The following is a 24597-nucleotide window of genomic DNA, read 5'->3' as shown; positions in this document are numbered from 1 at the left end:
TTATTGCTGTGGAGCCTGTTGTGCTGAAAGCCAGTTTGCCAGCTTACAGTACTGCGCTACAGAAATATTTTCAGCCCTGAGCGTCGGATCGACGCCGAGTTCCGTCAACTGCTCTGGCGAGAACAGATCACCCAGACTGTTGCGGACGGTTTTCCTACGCTGGTTAAACGCCTGAGTAGTAATACGGCTTAGCATACGCACGTCGCCGACCGGGTTAGGGATCACGGCGTGCGGCACCAGACGTACTACGGCGGAATCCACTTTGGGTGGTGGAGCAAACGCGGTTGGCGGCACTTCCAGCACCGGAATAATATTACAGTAATACTGAGCCATCACGGTCAAACGCCCGTATGCTTTGCTGTTCGGGCCTGCAACCAAGCGGTTTACCACCTCTTTCTGTAACATGAAGTGCATGTCATGAATAGCGGAAGTATAGCTGAAAAGATGGAACATCAGCGGTGTAGAAATGTTATACGGCAGGTTACCAAATACGCGCAACGGTTGGCCTGCTTCGGCTGCCATTTCTGAGAAGTTCACCGTCATGGCATCTTGCTGATGAATGGTGAGCTTGTCTTTTAATTGTGGGTGATTGGCCAGGCGTGCCGCCAGATCGCGATCCAGTTCGATCACTGTCATGCGGTCCATACGTGCCCCTACCGGTTCGGTTAATGCTCCTAGACCCGGCCCAATCTCAATGACGGCTTCACCCGGCTGCGGATGAATGGCCGAGACAATACTGTCGATGACAAACTGATCGGTTAAAAAGTTTTGTCCAAAACGTTTGCGGGCAAAGTGCCCTTGGTGGACTCTATTATTCATTACAATTAATTATCATTTTAATGGCGAGACTTAAGGCCGTTTTGAAACTGCCTGCATCGGCAGTGCCGGTGCCAGCCAATTCCAATGCGGTACCGTGATCGACCGAGGTACGAATAAAGGGTAAGCCAAGCGTGATATTTACCGCACGGCCAAACCCCTGATATTTTAATACAGGCAAACCCTGATCGTGATACATCGCCAGGACCGCATCGGCATGCTGCAGATACTTCGGCTGGAACAATGTATCTGCGGGAAGCGGCCCCACCAGGTGGATACCACGGCCACGGAGGATCTCGAGAGCAGGAATGATGACGTCCAACTCTTCACGCCCCATGTGGCCACCTTCCCCAGCGTGAGGATTCAGGCCGCAGACGTAAATCTGCGGTTGTGCGATGCCGAACTTGGTTTTCAGATCGCTATCGAGAATGGTGATCACCTCAAACAGACTCTGTTGGGTGACAGCACCAGGAACGGCCAGCAAGGGCAGATGGGTTGTTGCCAGGGCGACACGCAACTCTTCTGTGGCCAGCATCATCACTACGCGTTCACAGTGACTACGCTCGGCAAAAAACTCGGTATGGCCGATGAATGGGATACCGCCATCGTTAATGACCCCCTTGTTCACTGGCCCGGTAACCAGAGCAGCAAACTCCCCATTCAGGCAGCCATCGCAGGCACGTGCAAGGGTTTGTACCACGTATGCGCTGTTGGCTACGTCGAGTTCGCCAGCCACCACACCCGCTGGAGCTGTAACGGGTAATACCGTCAAGGTGCCCGCACGTTGTGGCTGTGCAGGATGATCGGCTTGATAATCGCGCAGCGTCAGCGGCAGCTTCAAATCGCGGGCCCGATCAAGCAGCAAGGCCGGATCGGCACACACCACCAGTTCAACAGGCCAATCCTGTTGCGCCAGTGCGGTGACCAAATCCGGCCCAACCCCGGCTGGCTCGCCGGGGGTTATGACGATGCGTTTATTGCTGTGCATTGCTTCCATCGAGGATTTTCACGTAAGCGGCAGCGCGCTGTTCCTGCATCCAGGTTTGCGCTTCTTCTGCAAACTTGCGGTTGAACAACATGCGATAAGCACGATCTTTCTGGGCTGCGTCGGTTTTATCGACCTGACGAGTATCCAACAACTGAATCAGATGCCAGCCGAATGAGGAGTGAACCGGTTGGCTGATTTCTCCTTTTTGCAGTTTCAGCAGTGCATCGCGGAATGCTGGGTCGTACATGTCTGGAGATGCCCAACCCAGATCGCCACCTTGCAGCGCTGAACCGGGATCCTGAGAAAGTTTTTTGGCTTCATCTTCAAACTTGGTTTTACCACTTTTGATAGACTCAGCCGCTTCCTGCAGTTTTGCCCTGGCCTGATCGTCGGTCATCACAACAGAGGTTTTCAACAGAATATGACGCGCGTGTACTTCGGTCACTGAAACTGACTGGGTACCACCGCGGATGTCGTTCATTTTCAGAATATGGAAACCAACGCCGGAACGGATAGGCCCAATAACATCACCTTTCTTGGCGTTTATCAGCCTTTCTGCAAACAAGGTTGGCATTTCTTGCAGTTTGCCCCAACCCATCTGGCCGCCTTTCAGGGCCTGAGAATCAGCAGAGTAGGTCACTGCCAGCTTGCCGAAGTCCGCACCTCCGTTGATTTCACCCACCAAGCGTTTTGCCAGCGCTTCGGCTTCATCCACTTGCTGCTGGGATGGGTTCTCTGGTAGCGGGATCAGGATGTGGCTGAGGTTCACGTCTGTCTCGCCGCCATTCTGTGCGCCCACCTGTTTGGCTAATGCTTCAACTTCCTGCGGCAGAATAGTCACACGCCGACGAACTTCATTGTTGCGAACTTCCGAAATCAACATTTCCTTACGGATTTGCGCCCGGTAGGTATTGTAGTTCAGACCTTCATACGCCAGACGGCTTCGCATTTGGTCAAGCGACATATTATTCTGGGCGGCGATATTGGTAATCGCTTTATCCAGATCGGCATCGGAAACGGTGATCCCCATTTTTTGTGCCATCTGCAATTGGATATTATCCATGATCAGACGTTCAAGGATCTGATGGCGCAGCGTTTTATCGTCAGGCAATTGCTGACCAGACTGCTGCGAATTGAGTTTTACCGACTGCATTAAACCTTTTACATCGCTCTCAAGTACCACGCCGTTATCGACGACGGCAGCGACTTTATCAACTTCTTGGGGTGCTGCGAACGCGGTATTGGCACAAACTACCAACCCGAGAAGAAGCGTTCTCCAGTTCTTCATACATTTCCCATTATCTAGTCCGCAAATGCGGGTGAAAGTTGTCGTTTTTCAATGTACTAACAATCAGAATGCGCGCTGGTATGGCAAAATACCGGAGCGCAACATTTCGTAGCTACCAAGGCTGTGATCGTTGCTCAAACCACGTAATTCAATGTTGAACGAAACCTTATTATCATACTTACTGGTTTGGTTACCGTAATCCCAGTCAGTGATCTTGCGTTCGTACCCCAGATTGACTGCCCAGCAACAGGTGTTATAGCGCAAGCCGACCAACTGATTGGCGGTCTGCTTCGCCCGGGTGTCATAATAATAGGCACCAACAACGGCCCAGCGATCGGCAATCGGCCAACTTGCGACCAAGCCCAATTGTGAAATACCGTCCTGATAACCTGGGTTACTGATATCCGGCAGAGTAGCCGAAATATATTCCGGGCTGGCATAACGATAGTTCAACTGAACCACTCGATTCTCATCTTGACGGTATTCGACTACACCATCGCCTAAAGCGACGCTGGCAAGACGAGTATCATATTGCATACCGCCACGCAGGCCCCAACGATCATCAATCTTCCAATAAGTGTCACCAGCCCATACTACGCTTCCGGTGTCATCATTCTTGTCAAAGCTACTGATTTGATCCCCGGTCCGCGAACGGCTGAGATAGTAGATTTGACCAACAGAAACGTTGAAACGTTCAATTAGCGCATCATCATAAATGCGCGAAGTAATACCTGTTGCCAGTCGATTCTGCGAAGCGATACGGTCCAGGCCGCTGTATGAGCGATCGCGGAACAGGCCAGAATAGTCGGTCTGCAACAGGGTCGAGTCATAGGTGTAGATATTGCTTTGGTCGCGGTAGGGCACATAAAGATACTGAAGGCGTGGTTCAATGGTCTGAGTGTAGTCTTGTGACCAATCCATGCTGCGTTCAAACACTACCTTGCCGTCAGTTTTGAGCTGTGGCATAACGCGGTTGACCGAGTCATCAAGTTCTGGAGCCTGGCTATTGAGGCTACGGCTGGCGTAATCTGCCGCAAATCCTTTAGGAATATCCTGCTGGAAATGTGTAGCCAGTAGCTTGGTTTCGGTATTCAAGCTTCCCCAACTGTTGACCAATGGCAGATTGAGTGTGGGCTCAATATGCCAGCGGGTAGCTTCCGGATTGTTGGGATTCACGCTGGAAAACTTGGCCACCTGAGCGTAGGTGCGCAAGTCGAACGGACCAATATCGTTCTGGTAATAGTTGAGATCCAATTGTGGCTGGGCGCGGTAGGCATTCTGGTTACCTATACCGCTGAAAATCTGGAATTGTTTCGATGCCAGCGTGGCATCCCAGTTCTCATCGGCATAACCGGCACTGAATTTCTGCGTGGCATAACCGTCGGTGGTTGAACCATATTTTGAAACCAGATCGGTGAAGTAATAAGGGTCGCTTACCTTGGTGTAATCAATGCTGAAGCGCCATACTTTATCCATTACACCGCTGTGGCCCCAATAGAACAACCAACGTTTGCTGTCGTCGGCATCGCCATGATCAGTTTCAAACTGGCGGTCACTTGGCATCCAGTCGAGCGCCAGAGTGCCCAAACCAGGTTGAACCAGATAACGGAATTCGTTCTGCCACTGCAGGCCACGGCGCGACATATAGTGCGGCGTGATGGTGGCATCAAAGTTCGGTGCAATGTTCCAGTAATACGGCAGGATGAACTCAAAGCCGCTGTTGGTGGAGTATTTGGCGTTGGGGATCAGGAAACCTGAACGGCGCTTACTACCTATCGGCAATTGCATATAGGGACTGTAGAACACCGGTACTTTGCCAATCTTGAAGCGAGCATTCCAGATTTCGGCAACTTGTTCATCCCGATCATGGATCACTTCCGATCCCACCACGCTCCAGCTGTTATCACCCGGCAGACAGGAAGTAAAAGAACCGTTCTCTAAAATGGTGTAGCGATTTTGCCCACGCATTTTCATCTTGTCGGCGTCACCACGCCCCTGCCGGCCTACCATCTGATAATCACCCTGATAGACGTCCGTATCTTTGGTATTCAGGTTTGACCAGGCTTTTGGCCCTTGTAGTTTTATCTGATTATCAGCGTAATGCACATCGCCTGTGGCGGTGACGGTGCGTATAGGGTCAGGCTGGCCGTCTTTTTGCGTTTGATTCAGCTCAACCTGTTTGGCGGTCAGGGTGCTGTTACCTTGCTCGATGTAGACGTCACCGGTGAATAACACGCTACCAGGAAAATCGGCACGTGAGTCATTGGAACGTATGGTGACGGGCAACTCATTGGGATCGCCTGTGATGATAGGGCTATCGTAAGTTGGAACACCGAGCATACATTGCTCGGCAAGATCTGCCAGCGCATGCTGACTATAAAGTGCCGTCCAAATCAACGTGGCCAGCAGTGTTGGGAAGCTTTTTTTCATACGCGATTTTGGTGTTCCGTCATCAGAGGCGTCGTGTCCGGCAAACGGTCAGAGACTATATCACTCATCAGGGTTGCGCTAGTGCTAAATACCGCCATTCGACAGCGTCGTCGTTAGGCGCGGAGATAAATGACAGGTATGATAATCGAAATCTTGGAAAAAATCGCCTTAACCCTTGCGTGCAACCGAGGGGGAACTCCTCAAAGCACGTGAAGTTACAGTAACAGAGTGGGTACTTGTCTCTCTGATAGCATACCTGGGTATGTGCGGATTATGATTGATAGTTGGGGAATCTATGCAGTATTGGGGAAAGCTGCTCGGAGTGATTGTTGCCATTTGGTCTGGCGCAGGATTCTGGGGTGTAGTTTTGGGGCTGATTGTCGGCCATATGATCGATACCGCGCGAAATAACAAGCGCAGCCGCGGTTTTTTTGCCGATCAACAAACGCGGCAGACGTTATTTTTCCGCACCACGTTTCAGGTTATGGGGCACCTGACCAAGTCGAAAGGGCGGGTGACTGAAGCCGATATACAGATAGCCAGCCTGTTTATGGATCGCCTGCAATTGCACGGCGAAGCCCGTACCGCAGCGCAAAATGCATTTCGCGAAGGTAAAGAGAGCCAGTTCCCGTTACGTGAAACGCTGCAGCAGTTTCGCAGTATCTGCTTTGGGCGTTCTGATCTGATCCGCATGTTTCTGGAAATTCAGATCCAGGCGGCTTTTGCTGATGGTTCTCTGCATCCCAATGAAAGGCAGGTGCTGTATGTGATTGCCGAAGAGCTGGGGATTTCACGCGCACAGTTCGATCAGTTCCTGAGCATGATGGAAGGCGGCCGTCAGTTTGGTGGCGGACAGCAGGGGAACTACTCCCATGGTGGCTATCAGCAGACGCAACGAGGCCCTACGCTGGAAGATGCGTGTAAAGTGTTGGGTGTCAGCACCAGCGATGATGCAACCACAATTAAAAGAGCCTATCGCAAACTGATGGGCGAGCATCACCCCGACAAGCTGGTAGCGAAAGGCTTGCCACCGCAGATGATGGAAATGGCCAAACAGAAAGCGCAGGAAATCCAGGCTGCGTATGATCTGATCAAACGCGAGAAAGGCTTCAAGTAAGTCTGCTGAGTGTGAAAAGGGGGGCAATATGTTGCGCCCCTTTTGATCAAGGCTAGAAATCCGGCTCGGCGCGAAAATGCATTGGAGTCTGGAATGCTGGATGAGTGATACGCAGTTCTTGCGCGTGTAATTGCAGGCGCGTTGCCATCGCTTTAGCTTCCGGGTGAGCGTAAAAACCGTCCCCCAGAATGGGATGCCCTAATGCAAGCATATGGACGCGTAACTGATGTGAACGCCCAGTAATAGGCGTCAGTTTTACCCGCGTACTGCCGTCCGCGTCACGCGAAAGGACCAGGTATTCGGTCTGCGCCGATTTACCGGTTTCAAAACATACTTTCTGTAATGGCCGGTTTGGCCAGTCGCAAATCAGTGGTAAATCCACCAACCCTTCATCATGTTCCATGTGTCCCCAAACGCGCGCGATATAGGATTTCTTCGGTTCACGTTCACGGAACTGGCGTTTGAGCTCGCGCTCAGCAGCCTTGTTCAAGGCAACGACAATAACGCCGCTGGTGGCCATATCCAGACGATGTACCGATTCGGCAGCGGGGAAATTGACCTGCAGACGCGTCATCAGGCTGTCTTTGTTTTCCGGCAAGCGGCCAGGCACGGAGAGCAGCCCACTTTGCTTGTTGATCACGATGATGTGTTCATCCTGATAAATTACTATCATATGTACCTGTCTCTATCTGTTTTATCTAGTGTTTTGTTGTTTATTTTATTGATTTTGTTCAATTTTATTAAGGTGTCATAATCTCTTGTTGTCCCATCAAATCCCACTAAAAACCACTGAATCCTACATTTTAATGTAGGCCAAAATGTAGCTTGTAAGCTTGCCTATGGTATAATGTATGTCATACAACAGTGACTACACATGGAGCCAGCTAGGTGGAAAAAACAGAGAAAAAACCACTGTCAACCAAAGCCATTGAAGCTATGAAACCCGGTGACAAAGACAAAGCTGATACCGGCGAAAATCGAGGATTAAGGCTCACTTGTGGAGCTACCGGAGTAAAAACTTTCTTCTACCGCTACACCAGTCCTCTCTCACAAACTCACCCAAGTTAAGATCGGCCACTTCCCTAATATTTCACTGGCGCAGGCTCGTGCTGAACTGCACGTGCTCAAGCAGGTAAAGAATGAAGGCCGCTGCCCTGCCAATGAACTTAAAGCAGAAAAACACCACAAACAGCAAACGGAACTCACTGAGAAAAAGGCTGCTTTCACCGTCAAAGATTTGGTTGAACTGTATTTGACTCAGCATATTGAAGATCGTCATGGGAAAGATAGCAAAATCATCCGGGGAGCCAGAAAACAGCAAAACCAGTACGCTACCCGAAGAACTTTAACCAAAGATGTGGTGGATAAAATCGGCCAGTCTCCTGCGCAGGAAGTCACCCGTAAGGATGTTGTCGATCTAGTTATGGCTGTTGTTCAACGCGGCGCTAATGTGCTTGCCGGAATTATTCTACGCGAACTCTGTGCGGCTTACGAGTTTGCTCTAGGTCTTGGCAAACTGGATGAAAACTTTGCTAACCCGGCATTGCTAGCTAAAGCCAGTCTGACACAAGCCAGAGTGAAACTGACATCTACGCCTGGTAAACGAGTGCTATCAGACAAAGAGCTAGCTCAGTTTTTGACGTGGTTGCCAATATCTTATTATCCATCAAACATTAAAAATGTTTTTCAGTTGACGCTTCTGACAGGTTGCCGTACTGGGGAAATCTGTGTGTTGGCATGGGATAATGTTGATTTTAAAAAAGGCACCATCCACCTGAGAGAAACTAAAACAGGCAGTGAACGGCATGTTCAATTATCGAAACAGGCAATAGACTTCCTTGAGTCACTCAGAACTTCTTCTTCAACCTATCATTTATTTGCGTCACGCGGACGCAACAAACCCATTACTCAGCATTTTTTGAATGAAGCTTCAAACAGGTTACGCAATTTAGGCTTAATGCTTGATATCCCTCACTGGACACCGCACGACCTCCGCCGAACCGTGCGAACTGGCTTGGCTAAACTTGGATGTCCCAGTGAGGTCGCAGAAGCCGTTTTGGGCCACTCTCGCAAGGGTATCGAAGGCACCTATAACCTCCATACTTACGAGGCGGAATGTAAGGTTTGGCTGCAAAAATGGGCGGACTATCTCGACACATTGAAAGCGTAAGTGTCTAGCTCATGCACTGGCGTACCTGAATCACTTTTTCTTCTACTGATAGCGGCTAAGATCAATCACATTATCGTGGCTATCAGCACCAACGATATTGGCACTCATCCTGATCGGAGATCACGTTGTTTACCTAAGCTTTGCTGTTACCTGCTAGAATACATAAAGCTCATGTCCGTGAATTCTTTCTTAACTTGTTTTGAGTAAATTGGAGTTTTCTGGCATGGGTTTTCTTCAGGTTATATAGCCTTACAGGAAAATAACCACCTCACAAGGAGGTGGTTTGGGACTGGTAATTAAAGGAGTGGCTCAATGTTATATAGGCCACTCTCTGAAGCCTACGCTCAGGTTGACATTAGCTATTTTCGTTTGCTGATATCCCTTGTTCGGCTCTGTGCTTATTGAGTAATAGCCATGCTATATAGAAGCACAGCGCCACAGTTGCGACGTTAAGAATATTCAAAACATAAATAAACGCATCGTGGTACTGATTAATAATAGCTGTTAGCAGGTTACTATCAGTAATGTCTTTCAATGGGGTCGCGAGGTTGCCTGATGCAATAGCACTAACCCAGTCAGACATTTGGGACGCTGAAGGGTGAAACTGAGCAAACAGACTTGGCAGAGAATCAGTCAGATAGGATGTTAGTAGCGAAGCATAAAGCGCAACTGCCAGCGCTTCACTACCTAACCGAAGTGTGTTAAGCAGCCCAGCAGCCATACCTGCTTGTGAGGGGTCTACACTACTTAAGGCCACCCCGTCAACCAATCCTGCTGATAGCCCCATGCCGATACCAATCAGTAAAAGTGGTATCGCTAACGACCATAATTCACTGCCGGGTTGGCTGGTAACAGCTAAAATAATACCACCTGCAATAAAAGAAACTAGGCTAATAAACAGAACCAAGCGGGCTGAGATGCCGCGTGAAACTATCTTGCCTGCCAAAATTGGACAGAAGAGTACTGGCAACGTTAAAGAAATCATCATTAAGCCAGCTTTCGAAGGTGTCAACTGCATTACGCCAGTCAAATAGCTTGGATAGTATGTTAAAAGTGTGACAAAAATAACGCTAGCAACGACCGGAATCAGGATTAACCCAACAAAGGTACGGTTTTTCAATAGGTCAAAATTCAACATTGGATTATCAATACGCAACTCGTAGAGATAAAAACCGATGGCGAATACGATACTAGTTGCCAATAGTAACAGCGTTTTAGCATTGGTCCAACCCCATTGAGCGCCCTGCACTAGGGTCAGCATAAACAGCATCAGGCTAGCGATAAAAAGTACGGTTCCAGCAGTATCGAAACTGAATTTCTTGCTGCTAACTGCGTCCTTGGGAATAGCTGTTGCAAGAAGTAGTACCATTGTTAGTACGACTGCATGGACAGCAAAAATAGCTCGCCAGTTGATGAAGTCAAGAATGAAACCTGAGATAGTCGGACCTAACGTAATGCCAATACCGGCAGTGGTTCCAAAAAAGGCGAAGGCCTGAGTCCGTTTACTACCTTCGAACTGAGCGATCAAAATAGCGCTGCCACATGAGAAGATCGCAGCGCCGCCGATCCCGGCAAAAGCACGTGCTACGTCAAGAAATAACGCATTTGGAGCAAGCATCGATGCAACTGACGCTGCGGTATATATGCCAGCACCAAGCAAAAAGGCTTTTTTCCGCCCGTAAGAATCGGCTAAAGTTCCCCAAAAGAGTGTAAAGCAGGCAAACATCAGGTTAAAGGCATTTACTACCCACTGTAGCGTCGACAGGCTTGCATCCATATCTGCACTAATGGATGGTAATGCAATAGCCGTTCCTGAAATAGAACTCGGAACAACGAATACCGCTAACAAAATAGCAAATAAAAGCATTCCGCTGCTTTGAGTTTGGTTCTGGGACATAGTGGCTCCTATTAGTTAAAGAATAACCGGCAATTCGTCTGGGCGACGCAGCACGATACCTTCGCACCACCGCAAATAATGAAGTTTGTCTTGGCACAGTCTCATTTGAGGAAATTGCTGGGTTAGAATGCTAACCACTGTGTTGATTTCTAAACGTACAAGCTCTTGCCCCATGCAGTTGTGCATGCCATAGCCAAACTGGAGGTGGCGGTTCCCTTCACGATAAGGGTTTATCAGCAGCGGTTCAGCGTAAACACCAGGATCGCGGTTTGCTAGAATCACATCTGCGTGAATGGCGGAACCTGCTGGGATAGTACCGGTCGTCAAGCGGATCTCTTGATTTGCAATACGTGGAAAGGTAGACGTGTTGCCGAGGTTGGTTAGCCTCAGCATTTCTTCAACGGTTATAGGGATTAGAGCCGGTTCGTCGTGTAGTTTTTGCCACAACTCCGTCATACAGAGCAGGCCATAGACAATTTTTGTCATGACTGTCAGAGTATTTTGATCACCACCAAGCAGTGCACCTAGCAGAATGGCCGTCAACTCTTCGTCGCTGAGCGGTGGCTGGCAGTTAGTCCTATTTTGCAAAAATTTGGCAATTAAACCATCATTAGTATGTGGCCTTTTACCCTGCACATGTTCCATGACATAGCTGTACAGTAGCTCAAACTGTCTGACTAATTCTTCAACATCGCTAGGATCGGCGATCTGCACAATATGACTCAGCTTGCGAAAATAATGTTGATCCTCTAAGGGAATTCCCAATAAAGTGCAGTTCGTCTCAGAAGCAACGTGGTCAAGCAGCTCACTAAATAGGTCTGCATGGCTTTTTTGTGCAATCTCGTCGGCGTATTTTTTCGTTAACCTTATAATCACGGGTTCTAGCCACCTCAACCCACTAAGACTATAGTCCTTGGAGATAAATTGCTTTAGTCGTGTGTGGTCTGGAAAATCCAGGTTCAATAACATATCCTTCGGCGTTAGTGTCGGTAATATACTGGGTGCCCCCACTTCATTCGAAGGGCTGCGGATACAGTTTTTATCCATCAGAATTTTCTTCACATCCTGATAATTAATAACGTGAAACGCTTCGTGGCCGCTTAATAACCGAATTATACCTATATTTTGGTAGGTAGCGGCTTTAACGACGTCGTAGCCCGGTTGGGGGTCATAATTTGGTATGTCTGAAATAAGGTAATTTCTATTATCTAACACTTTCTGTCTCCGATTATTTTGTCTAATTTCTCAAAACAATCTTCATTGTTGGTAAATTGAATTGTCTTCCAGCCGCGCTTTTCTGCTGATACGCAGTTCTCCAGCAGGTCATCTATCAGTACGCAATGCTGTGGTGAAACGCCGGCAACCTGCTCGGCAATGGCGAAGAATTTATGCTCCGGTTTTCTGCACCGGACCTTACAAGAATCAACAATGTGTTCAACTACATCATTAAGACCAACCATGGCCTGCCAATAAGGTTGCCACTCGATGACATTATTGGTCAGGATGCCCACTCGATGGCCAGCATTTCGCATATCCTTAATACGCTGAATTATTGCTGAGTTTGGTTGAACTTCGGCAAACCACTGTTGGCCGAAGTTTTCTAATTGCGCCTTACTGGTATCAGTTGCGGGAAAAAGCCTTGCCATTGCGGCCCGAAGGCGCGTTCCCCACTCTTTCTCGGTAAGAATTGCGCTCTCGATTGGTGCCAACGTTGGTAGCTCCATGTCATCAGCAAGGGCTTTCATTGACGCCTGTAGTTGATTGGCTGGAATACCAGTTTTTTCATAATAAAAGTCGAATAAAGTCGCAATAGGTGGCGATAGTACACCGCCAAAGTCAAACCAATAGAAGGCAGTATTCTCTTTATGATAATCCATAGATAATCCGTTTTATAAATCTGATTTTAAGCAAAATGTTTAAAAGTCATAGTGCCAAAAGTGTTTTTAATATTTTCCTGTAAAAGATAGATTGGAATATGAATTAAATTTTTAATAAACTCTATCTCATGAAAACTGACAACGCATTGAGATCTGCTGTTTAACTCGCAAAACTGTTGGAAGCTAATATTGCAGTCGTGAAAAATTAGTTGATTTACAGGTATATCCTTATATATCTTCGCCGCCAGTATTCCCGTTTGCCTAAATGCCTCGATGATAAACATAGCGGGAACATGGTCTAGCGGGTGATCGAAAATAGGTGAATATGATTGGTCGACAATCAATGCCGTTGTGAAGTGATCGTTTTTTATTTGCGTGTCACCGATGACAACATTGTGTGAGACAATACGTCCAACGGATAAGCAACTTGCCGGTTTAATATCTAAGTGATTTAATGACGCCTGGCTTTCTACTTTTGATCTTAACTTTTTCCAGACTGAGCCTTCCATCCAGCCGATACCCATTGTTTTTTGAGCACAGATGACATTATCAATAGAAAGTTGCATTTCTAATGTATAGCCCGTTAAAAAATTTTTACGATACTTATGATTAGTAATTTTTACTTCTACTGAAGCTAATGAAGGTGTTTGAGTGATTTCTAGTTTTTGACAATCAATCATATTAAATTTAGCATCGTTAAAAATAAACTTTGCGCTAAAAGGTACATCATAGTATTTGTGAGTTACACAGATAGATGTTTGCCGAAAAACCTCTAACAATAACATTGGGTCGTAATACTGTTTGCCGTTTGCTAGTTTAGAATGATCGTTAAAGTACATATGTGATTTTGGTAATGCAGCAGAGATCATAAAATGGTCGTCTGCCAACTGATGTTGGTTTGTGATAAAAACTTCATTAATTGCCTGACGGTGAACATACTTCCTATCAATCGTACTACCAGAATGAATAAATGCAGATGAATGCTCATCTTCACAAGACTGACGTACAGCATTACTCATATACATACTCCATGTAGTGTAAGGGTGACACATTTCGGCGGTAGTGCTATGGTTACATGTGCTTCTAACGTTAAATAGGTATAATACGTTAGATGACCGTCTAACGTTAGATGGATTATTTACATGATATTTACAAAACTTACTGAAAGTCAACGTTTTTTTGATTTAGTATTTTTTTGTATAAAAATTAAAATTCATTTTTTAGGTTTAAAATTGGGGAATATTTGCATGAATAATGTAGTGATACGGGATTTTCCACTGGTTTTGACAGCGGTATTCAAAGCATTAAGCGATCCAACGCGATTGAATATCGTACAGGAACTGTTCAATGATGAGGCAAATTCTGAAAGGCACTGTTCTTCGTTCGATTGTCTGACAAAGTTTAGTCGTGCAACGAGGTCTCATCATTTTAAGGTATTACGTGAAGCTGGCCTTGTCTCACTAATTGATAAAGGCAACATATCGTTGGCTCAGCTAAGGCGTGATGAAATTGAAAAAATGTACCCTGGACTACTAAATATCCTTGTCAGGCATTTGAAATAGTGATTGTTTCTGGACAATCCTCGTTATGTATATTGCTAGGCGTTGCAGCGTTTGGTTGCGCTAGACCGGCCTGCTAGAAAGCAGGCCGTGGAGTGACTTCCAATGTCGGATCAAGTGGCTTTTGTGGCTCTGTGTAATGGCGACGCGAATTTTACAAAAAATAGTCGCGGAACAGAGCCTAAGCACTACATGAATGCTTCAGCACGATCTTCAAAAACGGATGTTGCCAATCCCCATCATTGATCAAACGGTAAGAGACAAACCCATCGTGCTCTAACGCGCATATTAGCCCCGGATGATCGCGTACAAACTCGTAGACTGCCAAGCTTTCGTAACCGAGCGGCGAACTCGCGTTGTGTGATTAACACAATGTAATAAGCTGGCGGATATTAGCTGAAGCTGTTTTCGGCGTAGGGTAATAGCTCGTTGATCCGGCTGTTCGGCCAGGTGGGTAAGCGGGTCAGCACGTCTCGCAACCAGATATACGGGTCGTGGCCATTGAGTTTGGCGGTTTCCAGCAGACTCAAGATAGCCGCCATCCTTTGCCCTGCCCGTAACGACCCGGCGAACAACCAGTTTTTGCGGCCTACGGCCACCGGACGGATGCAGTTCTCAGTGCGGTTATTGTTAATGGGCACGCGCCCATCATCCAGATAGCGTAGCAACGCTGACCAACGTTTCAGGGGGTAGTCCAACGCCTTGCGCAGCCCGGAGTTCGGGGCCGTTTGCGTTTGTTGCAACAACAACCACTGATGGAAGGCGTCCAGTCGGGGTTTTGCATATCGTTGTCGCCATTGGCGTTTCTTATCCGCCGACCGATGTTTGATTTTACGCTCAAGCTTATAAAGCTCACGGATTGTATCCAGCGCAACCTTGGCCACCGGGCTTTTGTTGGTAGTAAACAGTTCGAAGAACTTGCGCCGGGCGTGCGCCCAACACCCCGCTTCAAGCGCCTGGCCACTGTCGAACAACGCCTGGTAACCGGCATAACCGTCTACCACCAGGGTGCCGCGCCAGCCCTCAAGCACATCGCGGGCATATTGCCCACTGCGCCCCGGTTGGCAGTCATAAAAGACTATCGACCGTTCAGCACCAAGCGCGGTGATATAAGCCCACAGGTAACCGCGTTGGGTTTTGCCCTTGCCGGGATCGAGGAGGGAGAGCGGGGTTTCGTCGGCCTGCAGGACCGGGTGTTGCAACAGGTCTTGATGCAGCGCCTGGGCCAACGGCTTCAGGGCCGCCCCTACCGCACCGAACCAGCCCGCGTACTGCGAGGCAGGTCGACACCGCTACGTTGATATATCACCTGCTGACGGTAGAGCGGCAGATGGTCAAGGCTTTTGGCACACACCACCTGCGCCAGAAGACCCGGACCCGGCAGACCTTTTTCAATCAGCTGTGCCGGTAGCGGTTCGCTGACCACGGTCTCACAGTGTGCACAACTGAACTGCGGGCGGACATGGCGATGCACGATGAAGCGAGCCGGAACATATTCCAACCGTTCGCTGACTTCATCACGGATGAAGCGCAGAGTATGCCCACAGTCTGGGCAACTGTCGGATGCAGGGGCCAGACGGACCTCTTCCCGGGGCAGTTCAGGCGGCAGGGGCTGGCGTTTAGCCCTCTGCGGTTTTGGTGCTTTTGGTTCAGGTAACAGGGTATCCAGTTGCTGCTCGATATCGGCGGCATCGGCCTCGATATCTTCGTCGAACAACCCGCGTTGTTCCCCTTGGAAGGCTTCGCTTTTACGCCCGAAGCGCCACTGACGGGCATTTTTCAAGGCCTCTTCCAACTGCTGGATATAGCCTGCCTGCGCCTGATTTCGCTGCTCAAGCTCCGCAAGTAACTTCAACGCCAGAGAGCGCAGTTCGTCGGGGTCTTTTGAGGTCAGCAGTGCATCGATATTCATGCCGCTATTTTATCAGCGTGGCAGCATATTGTCATTGATAATCAATGTATTAATTACTTTTGTTGTTATTTCCAGCCGGTTAAATCCAGGCCATCCACCCGCTGCCAGTCAATGCCTTTCATCAACCAGTCGGCCTGCTCGGGTGACAGCAGCCAGGCAACATCACCTTGCCGAGGCCAGATAAAGTGGCCCTGATGAAGACGACGCAGACACAGCCAGACACCGTGCTTGTCCCAGCGCAGAACCTTGATGCGCGAGCGTGCCTTGTTGCAGAAGACAAAAGCGGCTTCCCCTTGCCAGGGTTGGTGCAGGTGGTCGGTAATGTACTGCGTCAGCGTATCAATCCCCCGGCGCATATCGACAGGCTCCCGCGCCAGCCAGATGTGCTGCGGCGTTAGCATAGGGACAAGGCCTGCATCACGGCGCGCAACTGAGCGGGAAGGCACCTGACTGAACAGCCGTTGGGGAGGTTGAGCGTCACGGTGTCGGCGTCATTATTCCCAGGTATCACTCGGCGCGCAGGAATAAAAGCGGCAGGAACGGTCACAGTAGCGTCATCGCGATGATGCTTAAGCCAATAATAGAAGGTGGCTGGGTTTAAATCGTGTTGCTGACAATAGTGCTGCTTGGTTAATCCGCTCTGTTGCCAGGCCTCGAGATGTTGTTGCCGCTCACTGTGAGAATACCGTTTTGCCATATTTCACCTCCGATCCGTTGTATTGAATGAGGGCAGCATGTGGCAGCCGAGTTTTGTTAGCAATATGAGATCACCGGACGCTTAGTACGCCAGGCAAGCTGGTGATAGAACCGAGGGTGGAAGTCCCTCCTGGATAAGAACTAGCCACTCGCCCAGACCTTTAGCTATGCGCGGCAGCGGGTAACTTCTGACGTGAAGTGTTAGCGAAGGCACTCACAGGCCAGGTATTGAGCCACGTAATTAGGAGTCGGAGGCGGTGATGCTGTTAAGCGAAGCAGAAACCTACAATGGCCGTGTTGCTATGGCAAAACGCGGACATGCCTCCCGGGGTCGGAGACCCTGTGCATGTGAGGAAGTTCATCATACGGAACCTGGGAGATCCTGAACAAATTCCCACCCTGAGCCAGTGGGACGGCGCAGCCTAAACCGTAAGGCGAAGCGGTGCTGTGTTTCAGGAAGTCGGACGGGAGCATAGTACCGGAGAAATCAATGAACAAGACAAGTAACAATGTGGCGGAATTGATGGAGGGAAGGCTCCCGACCAAGGGGAACAGCCAACAGTACGCCCGTATCCGGACGCAGAGCCGGGAGAATACGACGTCACGACTGCTGGCTGTGCGAGAAGCAGCAAGAAAGGAGAAGAAACAGCAGTTTACGAATCTCTTCCACCATGTGAGCGAAGAGCTGCTATTACAGAGCTTTGACCAACTTAAACGCCAATCAGCACCAGGCTGTGATGGAGTGACATGGGAACGCTACGCTGAAAATGCGCAAAGCCATCTCAGTGAACTCCATGGCAGACTTCAGCGGGGACAATACAGGCCGAAGCCTGCAAAGCGGGTCCTGATCCCCAAAGAAGATGGAACTGAAAGGTCGTTGAGTATCCTGTGTCTGGAAGACAAAATCGTACAACAGGCAACAGTCACCGTGCTAAACCAAATCTATGAAGTTGATTTTATGGGTTTCTCCTACGGTTTCAGACCGGGGAGAGGGCAGCACGATGCACTGGATGCGTTAAACGTGGCGATTATGGAACGAAAAGTAAACTGGGTGCTGGATCTGGACATCAGCAAGTTCTTCGATACCGTAGAACATGGCTGGCTCATCCGGTTTATCGAGCACCGTGTTAGGGACAAGAGGATACTTCGGCTAATCAAGCAATGGATCACTGTTGGCGTGGTGGATGAACACGGTCACCGACAACAGTCGCACCGGGGAGTGCCGCAGGGGGCGGTGTGCTCACCGTTACTTGCGAATATTTATCTCCACTACAGCTTTGATCTCTGGTTGAACAAATGCCGACAGAATGCACAAGGAGATGTCGTGATCGTAAGGTATGCAGATGATGCAGTTCTGGGCTTTCAGAAACATAGGGACGCCCGGGAATGCTTGTCATCGTTGCATCAACGACTGGAACAATTTGGCCTGAAAGTTCATCCGGACAAAACCCGGCTGGTGCGTTTTGGTCGATTCGCCCTGAGACAGTATGAAGAACGACCTGATAGTGGCAAGCCGGGGACGTTTGATTTCCTGGGATTTACCCACTATATAGGTCGCCTGCACTCGGGCAAACATGCCGTGATGCGCAAAACCAAACGAAAACGACAGATAGCCCAATTGAAGCGGGTGAAGCAGGAACTTCGTAAACGACTACACGAAAGGCCAGCAGAAACTGGCCGCTGGCTGACGCGGGTGGTACAGGGTCACATAAACTACTATGGCGTACCCTTTAATCACAGAGCTATAAGTCAATTCGTGGAGGAAGTGAAGCGATTGTGGCTGAAGGCACTGAGACGAAGAAGTCAACGTCACAGCATGACCTGGGAACGCTTCAAGCTCTTGTGCGAAAGATGGGTACCGAAGGCCAGAGTTGTCCATCCTTATCCTTTACAACGCTTCTACGCCAAACACCCGAGGTAAGAGCCGGATGCGTTAGCAGCGCACGTCCGGATCTGTGCGGGGGGCGGAGGGTAACCTCCGTCCTACCGCGGCCCGACTGACGTGCTTGCGCTAAGCTGTATCACTCTCCCGAAGCCTGATTGGCAGCCATGACATTTTGTAGTTATGACGTACAGAAAGCGTGAGTAAATCTTGTTTTCTGGTAGCCTGTAATGCCAACCGGGCAGTCATAATTTAGGGAATGAATATATGAAAAGCAGTGTTGCGGGTAAATGGTCTGGGTTATTACTTGCGATAAGTATCTTGATGGTTTCAGGTTGTGTAACACGTTCTATTTCCAATGCCGGTAGTGGACAAAATCAGTTTTATAGTGGTGAGTTAAGGGATCAGGACGTACTAGGCGCGATGCCTGAGCAGGGTATTACTGATGATGATATCAAAACGGCCCTCAATAATTCCCGTGGCAGTTTCAGATTACCGAAGAATTCGTCTATTTTGCTCATCCAGTCAGGTGCGATGACGCCCGATCCGGCCATGCAGAATGCACTCAAGCAGTTTTATTCCGTAGCCGTGTTCTCAGGTATTCCGCCGAATTCAGGCCGTTTTGCTGATACTCAGAGTAAAGATCCTAACGTTGACTATCCTAAACTACTGCGCTTGATGGCAGCTAATGGTGGCCAAGAAAAGATCTTGGTTTACTGGGGGCAGTTGGAAAGCGGCACCGAAAATAAAGCCACTAAAGTGATTTCTTGGGTGCCTTTTGTTGGTGGTCTATTACCTGATGAAACTCAGCATATGCGGATCGTATTGCGTATTGCGCTGATTGACGTTCTGACCGGTCGCTGGACGGCCTTTACGCCAGAAACTTTTGAAAGTAGCGCCCGCAGCGGTCGGTTTAGCCGAGACTCCGTAGATGAAAAGCAGATAATGGAGCTGAAAGAGTTAGCCTATAAATCCGCGGCAAAAGAGATTTTTGAGCGGTTTACCAAGTAACAAAAGATGGGTTTTTTGGAGACTGTAATTTAAATTGTGTAATTGCCTGTTTTTGATATGTTCTTCCTGACAATGGAGACAGGCAAATTATGGACGAAAAGAAACTTAAGGCACTCGCTGCTGAGCTGGCCAAAGGCATTAAAACAGAAGCCGATCTCAATGCGTTTTCTCGTATGTTGACCAAGCTCACCGTCGAAACTGCCTTGAATGCCGAGCTGACTGACCACCTCGGTCATGAAAAAAATACCCCTAAAAAAGGCTCGAATACCCGTAACGGTTACTCGTCTAAAACGTTGCTCACTGATGATGGTGAGTTCGAACTGAATACACCCCGTGACCGTGAAGGCTCCTTTGAGCCCCAACTGATAAAGAAAAACCAGACGCGTATCACGCAGATGGACAGCCAGATTTTATCCTTATATGCCAAAGGGATGACGACGAGGGAAATCGTCGCCACGTTCAAGGAGATGTACGATGCCGACGTGTCGCCCACGCTGATATCCAAAGTCACCGATGCCGTTAAAGAGCAGGTTACCGAGTGGCAAAACCGGCCACTGGACTCACTGTATCCCATTGTTTACCTTGACTGTATCGTGGTGAAGGTGCGTCAAAATGGCAGCGTCATCAACAAGGCCGTGTTCCTTGCCTTGGGCATCAATACCGAGGGTCAGAAAGAACTTCTGGGCATGTGGCTGGCAGAAAATGAAGGGGCCAAGTTCTGGCTTAACGTGTTGACCGAGCTAAAAAATCGGGGGCTTCAGGACATCCTGATTGCCTGTGTAGACGGCCTGAAGGGCTTCCCAGAGGCGATAAACAGCGTCTATCCGCAAACCCACATCCAGTTGTGCATTATCCACATGGTGCGTAACAGCCTGAAGTACGTGTCGTGGAAAGACTACAAAGCGGTCACCAGCGGGTTGAAAACGGTGTATCAGGCCCCGACAGAGGAAGCGGCACTGATGGCGTTGGACAAGTTCGCGGGTGTGTGGGATGAAAAATACCCGCAAATCAGCAAGAGTTGGCGTACTCACTGGGAAAATCTCAACACGTTCTTCGGTTATCCCGCGGATATCCGCAAAGCGATCTACACGACCAACGCCATAGAATCGCTGAACAGCGTGATCCGTCAGGCGATAAAGAAACGTAAAGTGTTCCCGACAGATGACTCAGTGAGAAAAGTGATTTATCTGGCCATCCAGGCGGCGTCGAAAAAATGGAGTATGCCGATCCAGAACTGGCGGTTGGCGATGAGTCGTTTTATTATCGAGTTCGGTGACCGCTTAGACGGTCACCTTTAATAGGTTGGCAGTTACACAGAATTATGGACAGGCTCGTTTTTTGGGGCACAACCCACAGAGCCGGGGCCATCTGAGCGCATTGCCGTATTGTTCGTCGCTCATTTGGCTCGCCAAACCTCAAATGGCTGCTAGTTACGCGTGATTATGCCCATCAATTAGCGACGCACGCTTTCAAGGTGCCCAAAAATAAGTTGGCGTCACGGGCGTGCGCGTTTCATCGCTAATCATAATCAGCAGTCTTAAGATTCGTAGAGGCTAAGGTCTTTGCTCCCAAACGATAAATCTCCTCATACCCGGTAACATCGCTAAACTCTGCCCTAACTATCATTCCCTCAAGAAATGTCATTATGGTTTCAGCTTTCTGCGCGATGTCTTGTTGACTCGGTTCGAAGATGGCGATTAACAATGATTTTAGCCAGATTTTATGCTGTGATGCCGACTTAGATATCATCTCGTCCATGCCTTTAAACTCGGCTAGGGCATGCATAAACATACAACCCTTAAAATTCGCCAGTCGGAACCAGGCAAAGTGCCAGCTCAATATGGCATCTAGCCGGCCTTCCATATCTTTTGCTGAAGATACCGCAGCGTTTAGTCCGTCCGCAAAGCGCTGATGCCGCCGCGCCAACACGGCTTCAATCAACTTATTTTTTGAACCAAAGTACCGATACATGGACGTCTTAGACACCCCGGCTTTGTCACGTATCAAATCAACGCCCACTGAGGTATAACCAAAATCATTAAATAAATCCTCTGCAATATCCAGAATGTATTCTTTCTTAGTCATTCATTTCTCTTATCTATGCCATGCATTTTTACTACAACATATTGTTGCTATGAAGTGTACAGATCTGTACTATTTACCGTGTGTACAGATCTGTACTACCTAGTTTAGCACAACTGTGTTGTCTCTTTGAATCGATTACAAGGAACTTGAAAATGGTAAAATTTAAAGGCGGTGGCAGCTTGCCGCCAAGGCCTGGTGTTGGGCAATTGTTGCGCGGATTAATTGGCGGATCTTTTGGGATACTGGTTCTCTGTTATCTGGGACAAGCTGCTGGTGTGCCTTGGCTGATGGCCCCCTTCGGGGCAACGTGTGCCATCTTGTTTGCTGCGCCAACTTCCCCGTTGGCACAACCGCGTAATGTCATTGCAGGTCACTTGATAACTTCAACTGTTGGTTTGGCCGCACTGTATGGATTTGGCGATTCTATCTTTGTTATGTCACTGGCTGTTGGCGTAGCCATTATGCTGATGCAGCTCTTGCGTGCCGTTCATCCTCCGGCAGGTGCTAACCCGTTGGTTATTATCCTCGCAGGTAAAAGTGTTGTTGGGTTGAGTTTCTTGGTGGCACCCGTGCTGTTAGGTAGTGTTTTGCTGGTTGTAATTGCTGCGGTGATTAACAACTGGGGTAAAGAAAACCATTGGCCAGTGTATTGGCATGGTATGAGTCTCAAAAAGCCCAAGGATAACCCCTAGCTTTCATAAAGATATTCTTGCTCTCCCTCAACATAGTGTTAGCGGTGTGATATTTTGCAAGACCCCACAAAGCATCACTTTATGAGCATCCAATGAATGGACTTATTTTTCACCGTTATCACGGTTTAGGTAACGATTACCTGGTTTGCCAGCGTAGTGTGGCGGATCGTCTGACCAATCAGCAAATACAGCGTATTTGCGATCGTCATTATGGGCTCGGTTCCGATGGATTACTCATAGATATAGATGATCTCGATATCCCGACATTACGCATAATTAACCCTGATGGCTCTGAAGCAGAAAAGAGCGGTAATGGTTTGCGTATCTATGCTCGCTATTTATTTGATACTGGCCGAGTAGCGAATTTACCTTTTTATGTAAATACCCTTGGTGGGCGAGTACGCTGTGAAGTCAAAGAGGATGGACATAAAATTATCGTCGATATGGGGCAAGCCAATTTCACCCCTTCAGCACTTCCCGCTTTAGTGGAAGGTGACGAGGCGCTGGCATTACCACTTCCGATTGATGGTCATAAGCTGAATGCGACCTTGGTATCAATGGGAAATCCGCACTGCGTTATCCAAGTTAAGACGCTGGATCTTGCCTTGGTAAAAGAATTGGGCGGCACAATAGAAACGTTACCGATCTTTCCTAAAAGAACGAATGTTCAGTTTGTGGAGGTTCAGGATCGCAACAATATCCGCATAGGCATATGGGAACGTGGTGCGGGTTATACCCTGGCATCTGGTAGCAGCAGTTGTGCCGCTGCTAGTGCGATGCGCAGGCTTGGGCTCGTGGATGACAAGGTTACGGTGCATATGCCCGGTGGGCAGTTGGCTATCAGCTTCAGTGGTGATTTTCAGGTCAGAATGAGCGGCCCAGTACAAAAAGTATCAATATCGAACCTCGACGAAGATTGCTTTTTTGATCTTGGCTAATGGTAAGCCGTAAGTGTGCTTTTCTAATCAAGTTGCAAGCAGTGTAAAGAGTGAGTTTTTCTTCTCTAGAAGATATCAGGGCCGCTATCGATAGTATTGATTCGCAACTAGTCGCATTAATTGCTCAACGCGGTGAGTGTGTTAAAGCGGCGGCTACCTTTAAAAAAGATCAGGATGCTGTGCGTGCCCCGGACAGGGTTCAGATGGTCATTGATAAATCAGTGGGGCTAATGTCAGTGCTAGATCTGATGGTGTGGTGGCGAGGTTCGATGCGATCTAGGCTGTGTCCCTTAATTGCACGCGAGCGCCGCTGGCGGTCATTTGCGCACAGGGCAAGGCGTGAGCCGCGAGGTTTGATGGACCAAATAAGCGGCGAACAACGCCGCAATGCGCGCAAATGGCCCCAGCCCGAAGGGTCGCGCGCCAAAAGCCCGTTCGAAGTAAAGTCGGGCTTGAACAGAGGGCCACTCTGCCCTTCACCCTCCGCCTTGATAACGGGCTTTTGGGTCTGCGACGGCACCACGGGCAATTAAGGGACACAGCCTAATACCGTGGAATCACTATTGAGCATGGCCGTAACTTGTTCAGCGGTGATCCTGGAGCCGGAAACCAAGCCTACCTAGTGAGTCCAGCCCTGCACGGACCCATTTGGGCGATAAGCCATATTGACTAGATTTGCGATGAGTTCTGCGTCTGTAGCGCGAGCCTCTTCAATATAAGTGCTCATAACATCCCACTGATAGTAATGGTTTTTTCTAAGACATACTTCCATATGGCACTTAACAACGCAATGGTATCTGTAGCGGTGGCACTATCTGATCTTTTACCCATGACAAGCCGATAAATTACTTCATGTTCATTTTTTTTGAATGAGTCGTGCAGAGAGTTACTGTTTTAACTTCCGCCTATTCTGAGTAGTATCTGCCGCATCGAGGTAATGAAACCTCAAAATAACAATATGAATGAAGGAACTTATCATGAAAAACATCAATAAATTCGTTTTTGCTGCTGCGATCACTCTGGTTTCATTTGGTAGTTTTGCTCAAACCGTTAGTGCCAGGGCATCCACTGTTGATAGTGCCGAAGCTGAGATCGCGGCACAGGCTAAAAAATCCGGCGCATCCTATAAAATCATTGCTGCACATTACAATAATGGCGTGTATATGATTGCCAAACTAACGAAATAAATCTTCAAGGCCGACGTCAATAACCTGTACGTCGGCCATTTACTACCAATTT

General features: G+C 48.6%; 22 protein-coding genes and 2 pseudogenes. 11 read left to right on the top strand and 13 right to left on the bottom strand.

Features of this window, described 5'->3' with window-relative positions; translation table 11 throughout:
- The 4 genes from rsmA to lptD form a co-directional block, all read right to left on the bottom strand.
- Nucleotides 1-819 carry a 16S rRNA (adenine(1518)-N(6)/adenine(1519)-N(6))-dimethyltransferase RsmA gene (gene rsmA, locus SAQUA_RS19675; protein WP_380678753.1) on the bottom strand — a complete coding sequence of 273 codons (819 nt, stop codon included), beginning with the start codon at nucleotides 817-819 and terminating at the stop codon, nucleotides 1-3.
- Nucleotides 812-1804 (bottom strand): 4-hydroxythreonine-4-phosphate dehydrogenase PdxA, encoded by a 993-nt coding sequence (pdxA, locus tag SAQUA_RS19670; RefSeq protein WP_380678751.1) that lies wholly within the window; start codon nucleotides 1802-1804, stop codon nucleotides 812-814. The genes rsmA and pdxA overlap by 8 nt, the downstream gene beginning before the upstream one ends.
- Nucleotides 1791-3092: a peptidylprolyl isomerase SurA gene (gene surA / locus SAQUA_RS19665; protein ID WP_380678749.1), complete on the bottom strand. Its 1302-nt coding sequence runs from the start codon at nucleotides 3090-3092 to the stop codon at nucleotides 1791-1793. Before surA ends, pdxA begins: the two co-directional genes overlap by 14 nt.
- A 63-nt stretch (nucleotides 3093-3155) precedes the next feature.
- Entirely contained in the window at nucleotides 3156-5522 is a 2367-nt protein-coding gene (lptD, locus tag SAQUA_RS19660; RefSeq protein WP_380678747.1) for an LPS assembly protein LptD, read from the bottom strand.
- A gap of 295 nt (nucleotides 5523-5817) precedes the next feature.
- Here lptD and djlA point away from each other — a divergent pair, with 295 nt between their 5' ends.
- Nucleotides 5818-6639: a co-chaperone DjlA gene (gene djlA, locus SAQUA_RS19655; protein ID WP_380678745.1), complete on the top strand. Its 822-nt coding sequence runs from the start codon at nucleotides 5818-5820 to the stop codon at nucleotides 6637-6639.
- A 52-nt stretch (nucleotides 6640-6691) separates the two neighbouring features.
- Here djlA and rluA read toward each other — a convergent pair whose 3' ends face one another.
- Nucleotides 6692-7312 (bottom strand): bifunctional tRNA pseudouridine(32) synthase/23S rRNA pseudouridine(746) synthase RluA, encoded by a 621-nt coding sequence (rluA, locus tag SAQUA_RS19650; RefSeq protein ID WP_380678743.1) that lies wholly within the window; start codon nucleotides 7310-7312, stop codon nucleotides 6692-6694.
- A 215-nt stretch (nucleotides 7313-7527) separates the two neighbouring features.
- Between rluA and SAQUA_RS19645 the strand changes: the two genes are divergently transcribed.
- Nucleotides 7528-7707, top strand: coding sequence for an integrase (locus SAQUA_RS19645; protein ID WP_380678741.1), 180 nt, complete (start codon nucleotides 7528-7530; stop codon nucleotides 7705-7707).
- A 52-nt stretch (nucleotides 7708-7759) separates the two neighbouring features.
- Nucleotides 7760-8809 carry a tyrosine-type recombinase/integrase gene (locus tag SAQUA_RS19640; RefSeq protein ID WP_380678739.1) on the top strand — a complete coding sequence of 350 codons (1050 nt, stop codon included), beginning with the start codon at nucleotides 7760-7762 and terminating at the stop codon, nucleotides 8807-8809.
- 355 nt (nucleotides 8810-9164) lie between these two features.
- Here SAQUA_RS19640 and SAQUA_RS19635 read toward each other — a convergent pair whose 3' ends face one another.
- Genes SAQUA_RS19635 through SAQUA_RS19620 form a run of 4 tightly spaced genes read right to left on the bottom strand, consistent with a single transcriptional unit; the run spans nucleotide 9165 to nucleotide 13602 of the window.
- Nucleotides 9165-10706 carry an MFS transporter gene (locus SAQUA_RS19635; RefSeq protein WP_380678737.1) on the bottom strand — a complete coding sequence of 514 codons (1542 nt, stop codon included), beginning with the start codon at nucleotides 10704-10706 and terminating at the stop codon, nucleotides 9165-9167.
- Nucleotides 10707-10721: 15 nt separating this feature from the next.
- On the bottom strand, nucleotides 10722-11921 hold the full coding sequence (locus tag SAQUA_RS19630) for a cytochrome P450 (protein ID WP_380678735.1): 1200 nt from the start codon (nucleotides 11919-11921) through the stop codon (nucleotides 10722-10724).
- Nucleotides 11915-12583, bottom strand: coding sequence for an HAD-IA family hydrolase (locus tag SAQUA_RS19625; RefSeq protein ID WP_380678733.1), 669 nt, complete (start codon nucleotides 12581-12583; stop codon nucleotides 11915-11917). The genes SAQUA_RS19630 and SAQUA_RS19625 overlap by 7 nt, the downstream gene beginning before the upstream one ends.
- Before the next feature lie 26 nt (nucleotides 12584-12609).
- Nucleotides 12610-13602 carry an AfsA-related hotdog domain-containing protein gene (locus SAQUA_RS19620; protein WP_380678731.1) on the bottom strand — a complete coding sequence of 331 codons (993 nt, stop codon included), beginning with the start codon at nucleotides 13600-13602 and terminating at the stop codon, nucleotides 12610-12612.
- 123 nt (nucleotides 13603-13725) lie between these two features.
- Between SAQUA_RS19620 and SAQUA_RS19615 the strand changes: the two genes are divergently transcribed.
- Nucleotides 13726-14145, top strand: coding sequence for an ArsR/SmtB family transcription factor (locus SAQUA_RS19615; protein ID WP_380678729.1), 420 nt, complete (start codon nucleotides 13726-13728; stop codon nucleotides 14143-14145).
- A 389-nt stretch (nucleotides 14146-14534) separates the two neighbouring features.
- On the opposite strand, the pseudogene tnpC reads toward SAQUA_RS19615, so the two are convergent.
- The 3 genes and pseudogenes from tnpC to tnpA form a co-directional block, all read right to left on the bottom strand.
- Nucleotides 14535-16054: pseudogene (gene tnpC / locus SAQUA_RS19610) on the bottom strand (IS66 family transposase).
- A 65-nt stretch (nucleotides 16055-16119) separates the two neighbouring features.
- A complete protein-coding gene (tnpB, locus tag SAQUA_RS19605; RefSeq protein ID WP_101377488.1) occupies nucleotides 16120-16455 on the bottom strand; it encodes an IS66 family insertion sequence element accessory protein TnpB in 336 nt (111 codons plus the stop codon).
- A complete protein-coding gene (gene tnpA, locus SAQUA_RS19600; protein ID WP_380678726.1) occupies nucleotides 16449-16751 on the bottom strand; it encodes an IS66 family insertion sequence element accessory protein TnpA in 303 nt (100 codons plus the stop codon). The genes tnpB and tnpA overlap by 7 nt, the downstream gene beginning before the upstream one ends.
- 489 nt (nucleotides 16752-17240) lie before the next feature.
- Between tnpA and ltrA the strand changes: the two genes are divergently transcribed.
- From ltrA to SAQUA_RS19585, 3 genes are all read left to right on the top strand, one after another.
- The gene (ltrA, locus tag SAQUA_RS19595) at nucleotides 17241-18671 is read left to right on the top strand and encodes a group II intron reverse transcriptase/maturase (RefSeq protein ID WP_380678724.1); all 1431 of its coding nucleotides are present in this window, start codon (nucleotides 17241-17243) and stop codon (nucleotides 18669-18671) included.
- Nucleotides 18672-18899: 228 nt separating this feature from the next.
- Nucleotides 18900-19643, top strand: coding sequence for a hypothetical protein (locus SAQUA_RS19590; protein ID WP_380678722.1), 744 nt, complete (start codon nucleotides 18900-18902; stop codon nucleotides 19641-19643).
- 89 nt (nucleotides 19644-19732) lie between these two features.
- The gene (locus SAQUA_RS19585; RefSeq protein ID WP_404413008.1) at nucleotides 19733-20941 is read left to right on the top strand and encodes an IS256 family transposase; all 1209 of its coding nucleotides are present in this window, start codon (nucleotides 19733-19735) and stop codon (nucleotides 20939-20941) included.
- A 220-nt stretch (nucleotides 20942-21161) separates the two neighbouring features.
- On the opposite strand, the gene SAQUA_RS19580 is transcribed toward SAQUA_RS19585, so the two are convergent.
- Nucleotides 21162-21728: a TetR/AcrR family transcriptional regulator gene (locus tag SAQUA_RS19580; RefSeq protein WP_380678566.1), complete on the bottom strand. Its 567-nt coding sequence runs from the start codon at nucleotides 21726-21728 to the stop codon at nucleotides 21162-21164.
- A 152-nt stretch (nucleotides 21729-21880) separates the two neighbouring features.
- On the opposite strand from SAQUA_RS19580, the gene SAQUA_RS19575 reads away from it, so the two are divergent.
- The 4 genes and pseudogenes from SAQUA_RS19575 to SAQUA_RS19560 all read left to right on the top strand — a co-directional run bounded on the left by SAQUA_RS19575 (nucleotide 21881) and on the right by SAQUA_RS19560 (nucleotide 24545).
- Nucleotides 21881-22420, top strand: a complete 540-nt coding sequence (locus tag SAQUA_RS19575) for an HPP family protein (protein ID WP_380678564.1) — start codon at nucleotides 21881-21883, stop codon at nucleotides 22418-22420.
- A 92-nt stretch (nucleotides 22421-22512) separates the two neighbouring features.
- Nucleotides 22513-23358, top strand: a complete 846-nt coding sequence (gene dapF / locus SAQUA_RS19570) for a diaminopimelate epimerase (RefSeq protein ID WP_380678562.1) — start codon at nucleotides 22513-22515, stop codon at nucleotides 23356-23358.
- A 50-nt stretch (nucleotides 23359-23408) separates the two neighbouring features.
- Nucleotides 23409-23576, top strand: a pseudogene (locus SAQUA_RS19565) (chorismate mutase); the annotation flags it as partial.
- Nucleotides 23577-24335: 759 nt separating this feature from the next.
- A complete protein-coding gene (locus SAQUA_RS19560; RefSeq protein ID WP_380678560.1) occupies nucleotides 24336-24545 on the top strand; it encodes a DUF1471 domain-containing protein in 210 nt (69 codons plus the stop codon).
- The last annotated feature ends 52 nt before the right edge of the window (nucleotides 24546-24597 follow it).

Source organism: Serratia aquatilis, assembly GCF_044865145.1.
Lineage (GTDB): Bacteria > Pseudomonadota > Gammaproteobacteria > Enterobacterales > Enterobacteriaceae > Chania > Chania aquatilis.
The sequence above is the reverse complement of the archived record's forward strand: the minus strand, read 5'-3'. Positions and strand labels throughout refer to the sequence as shown.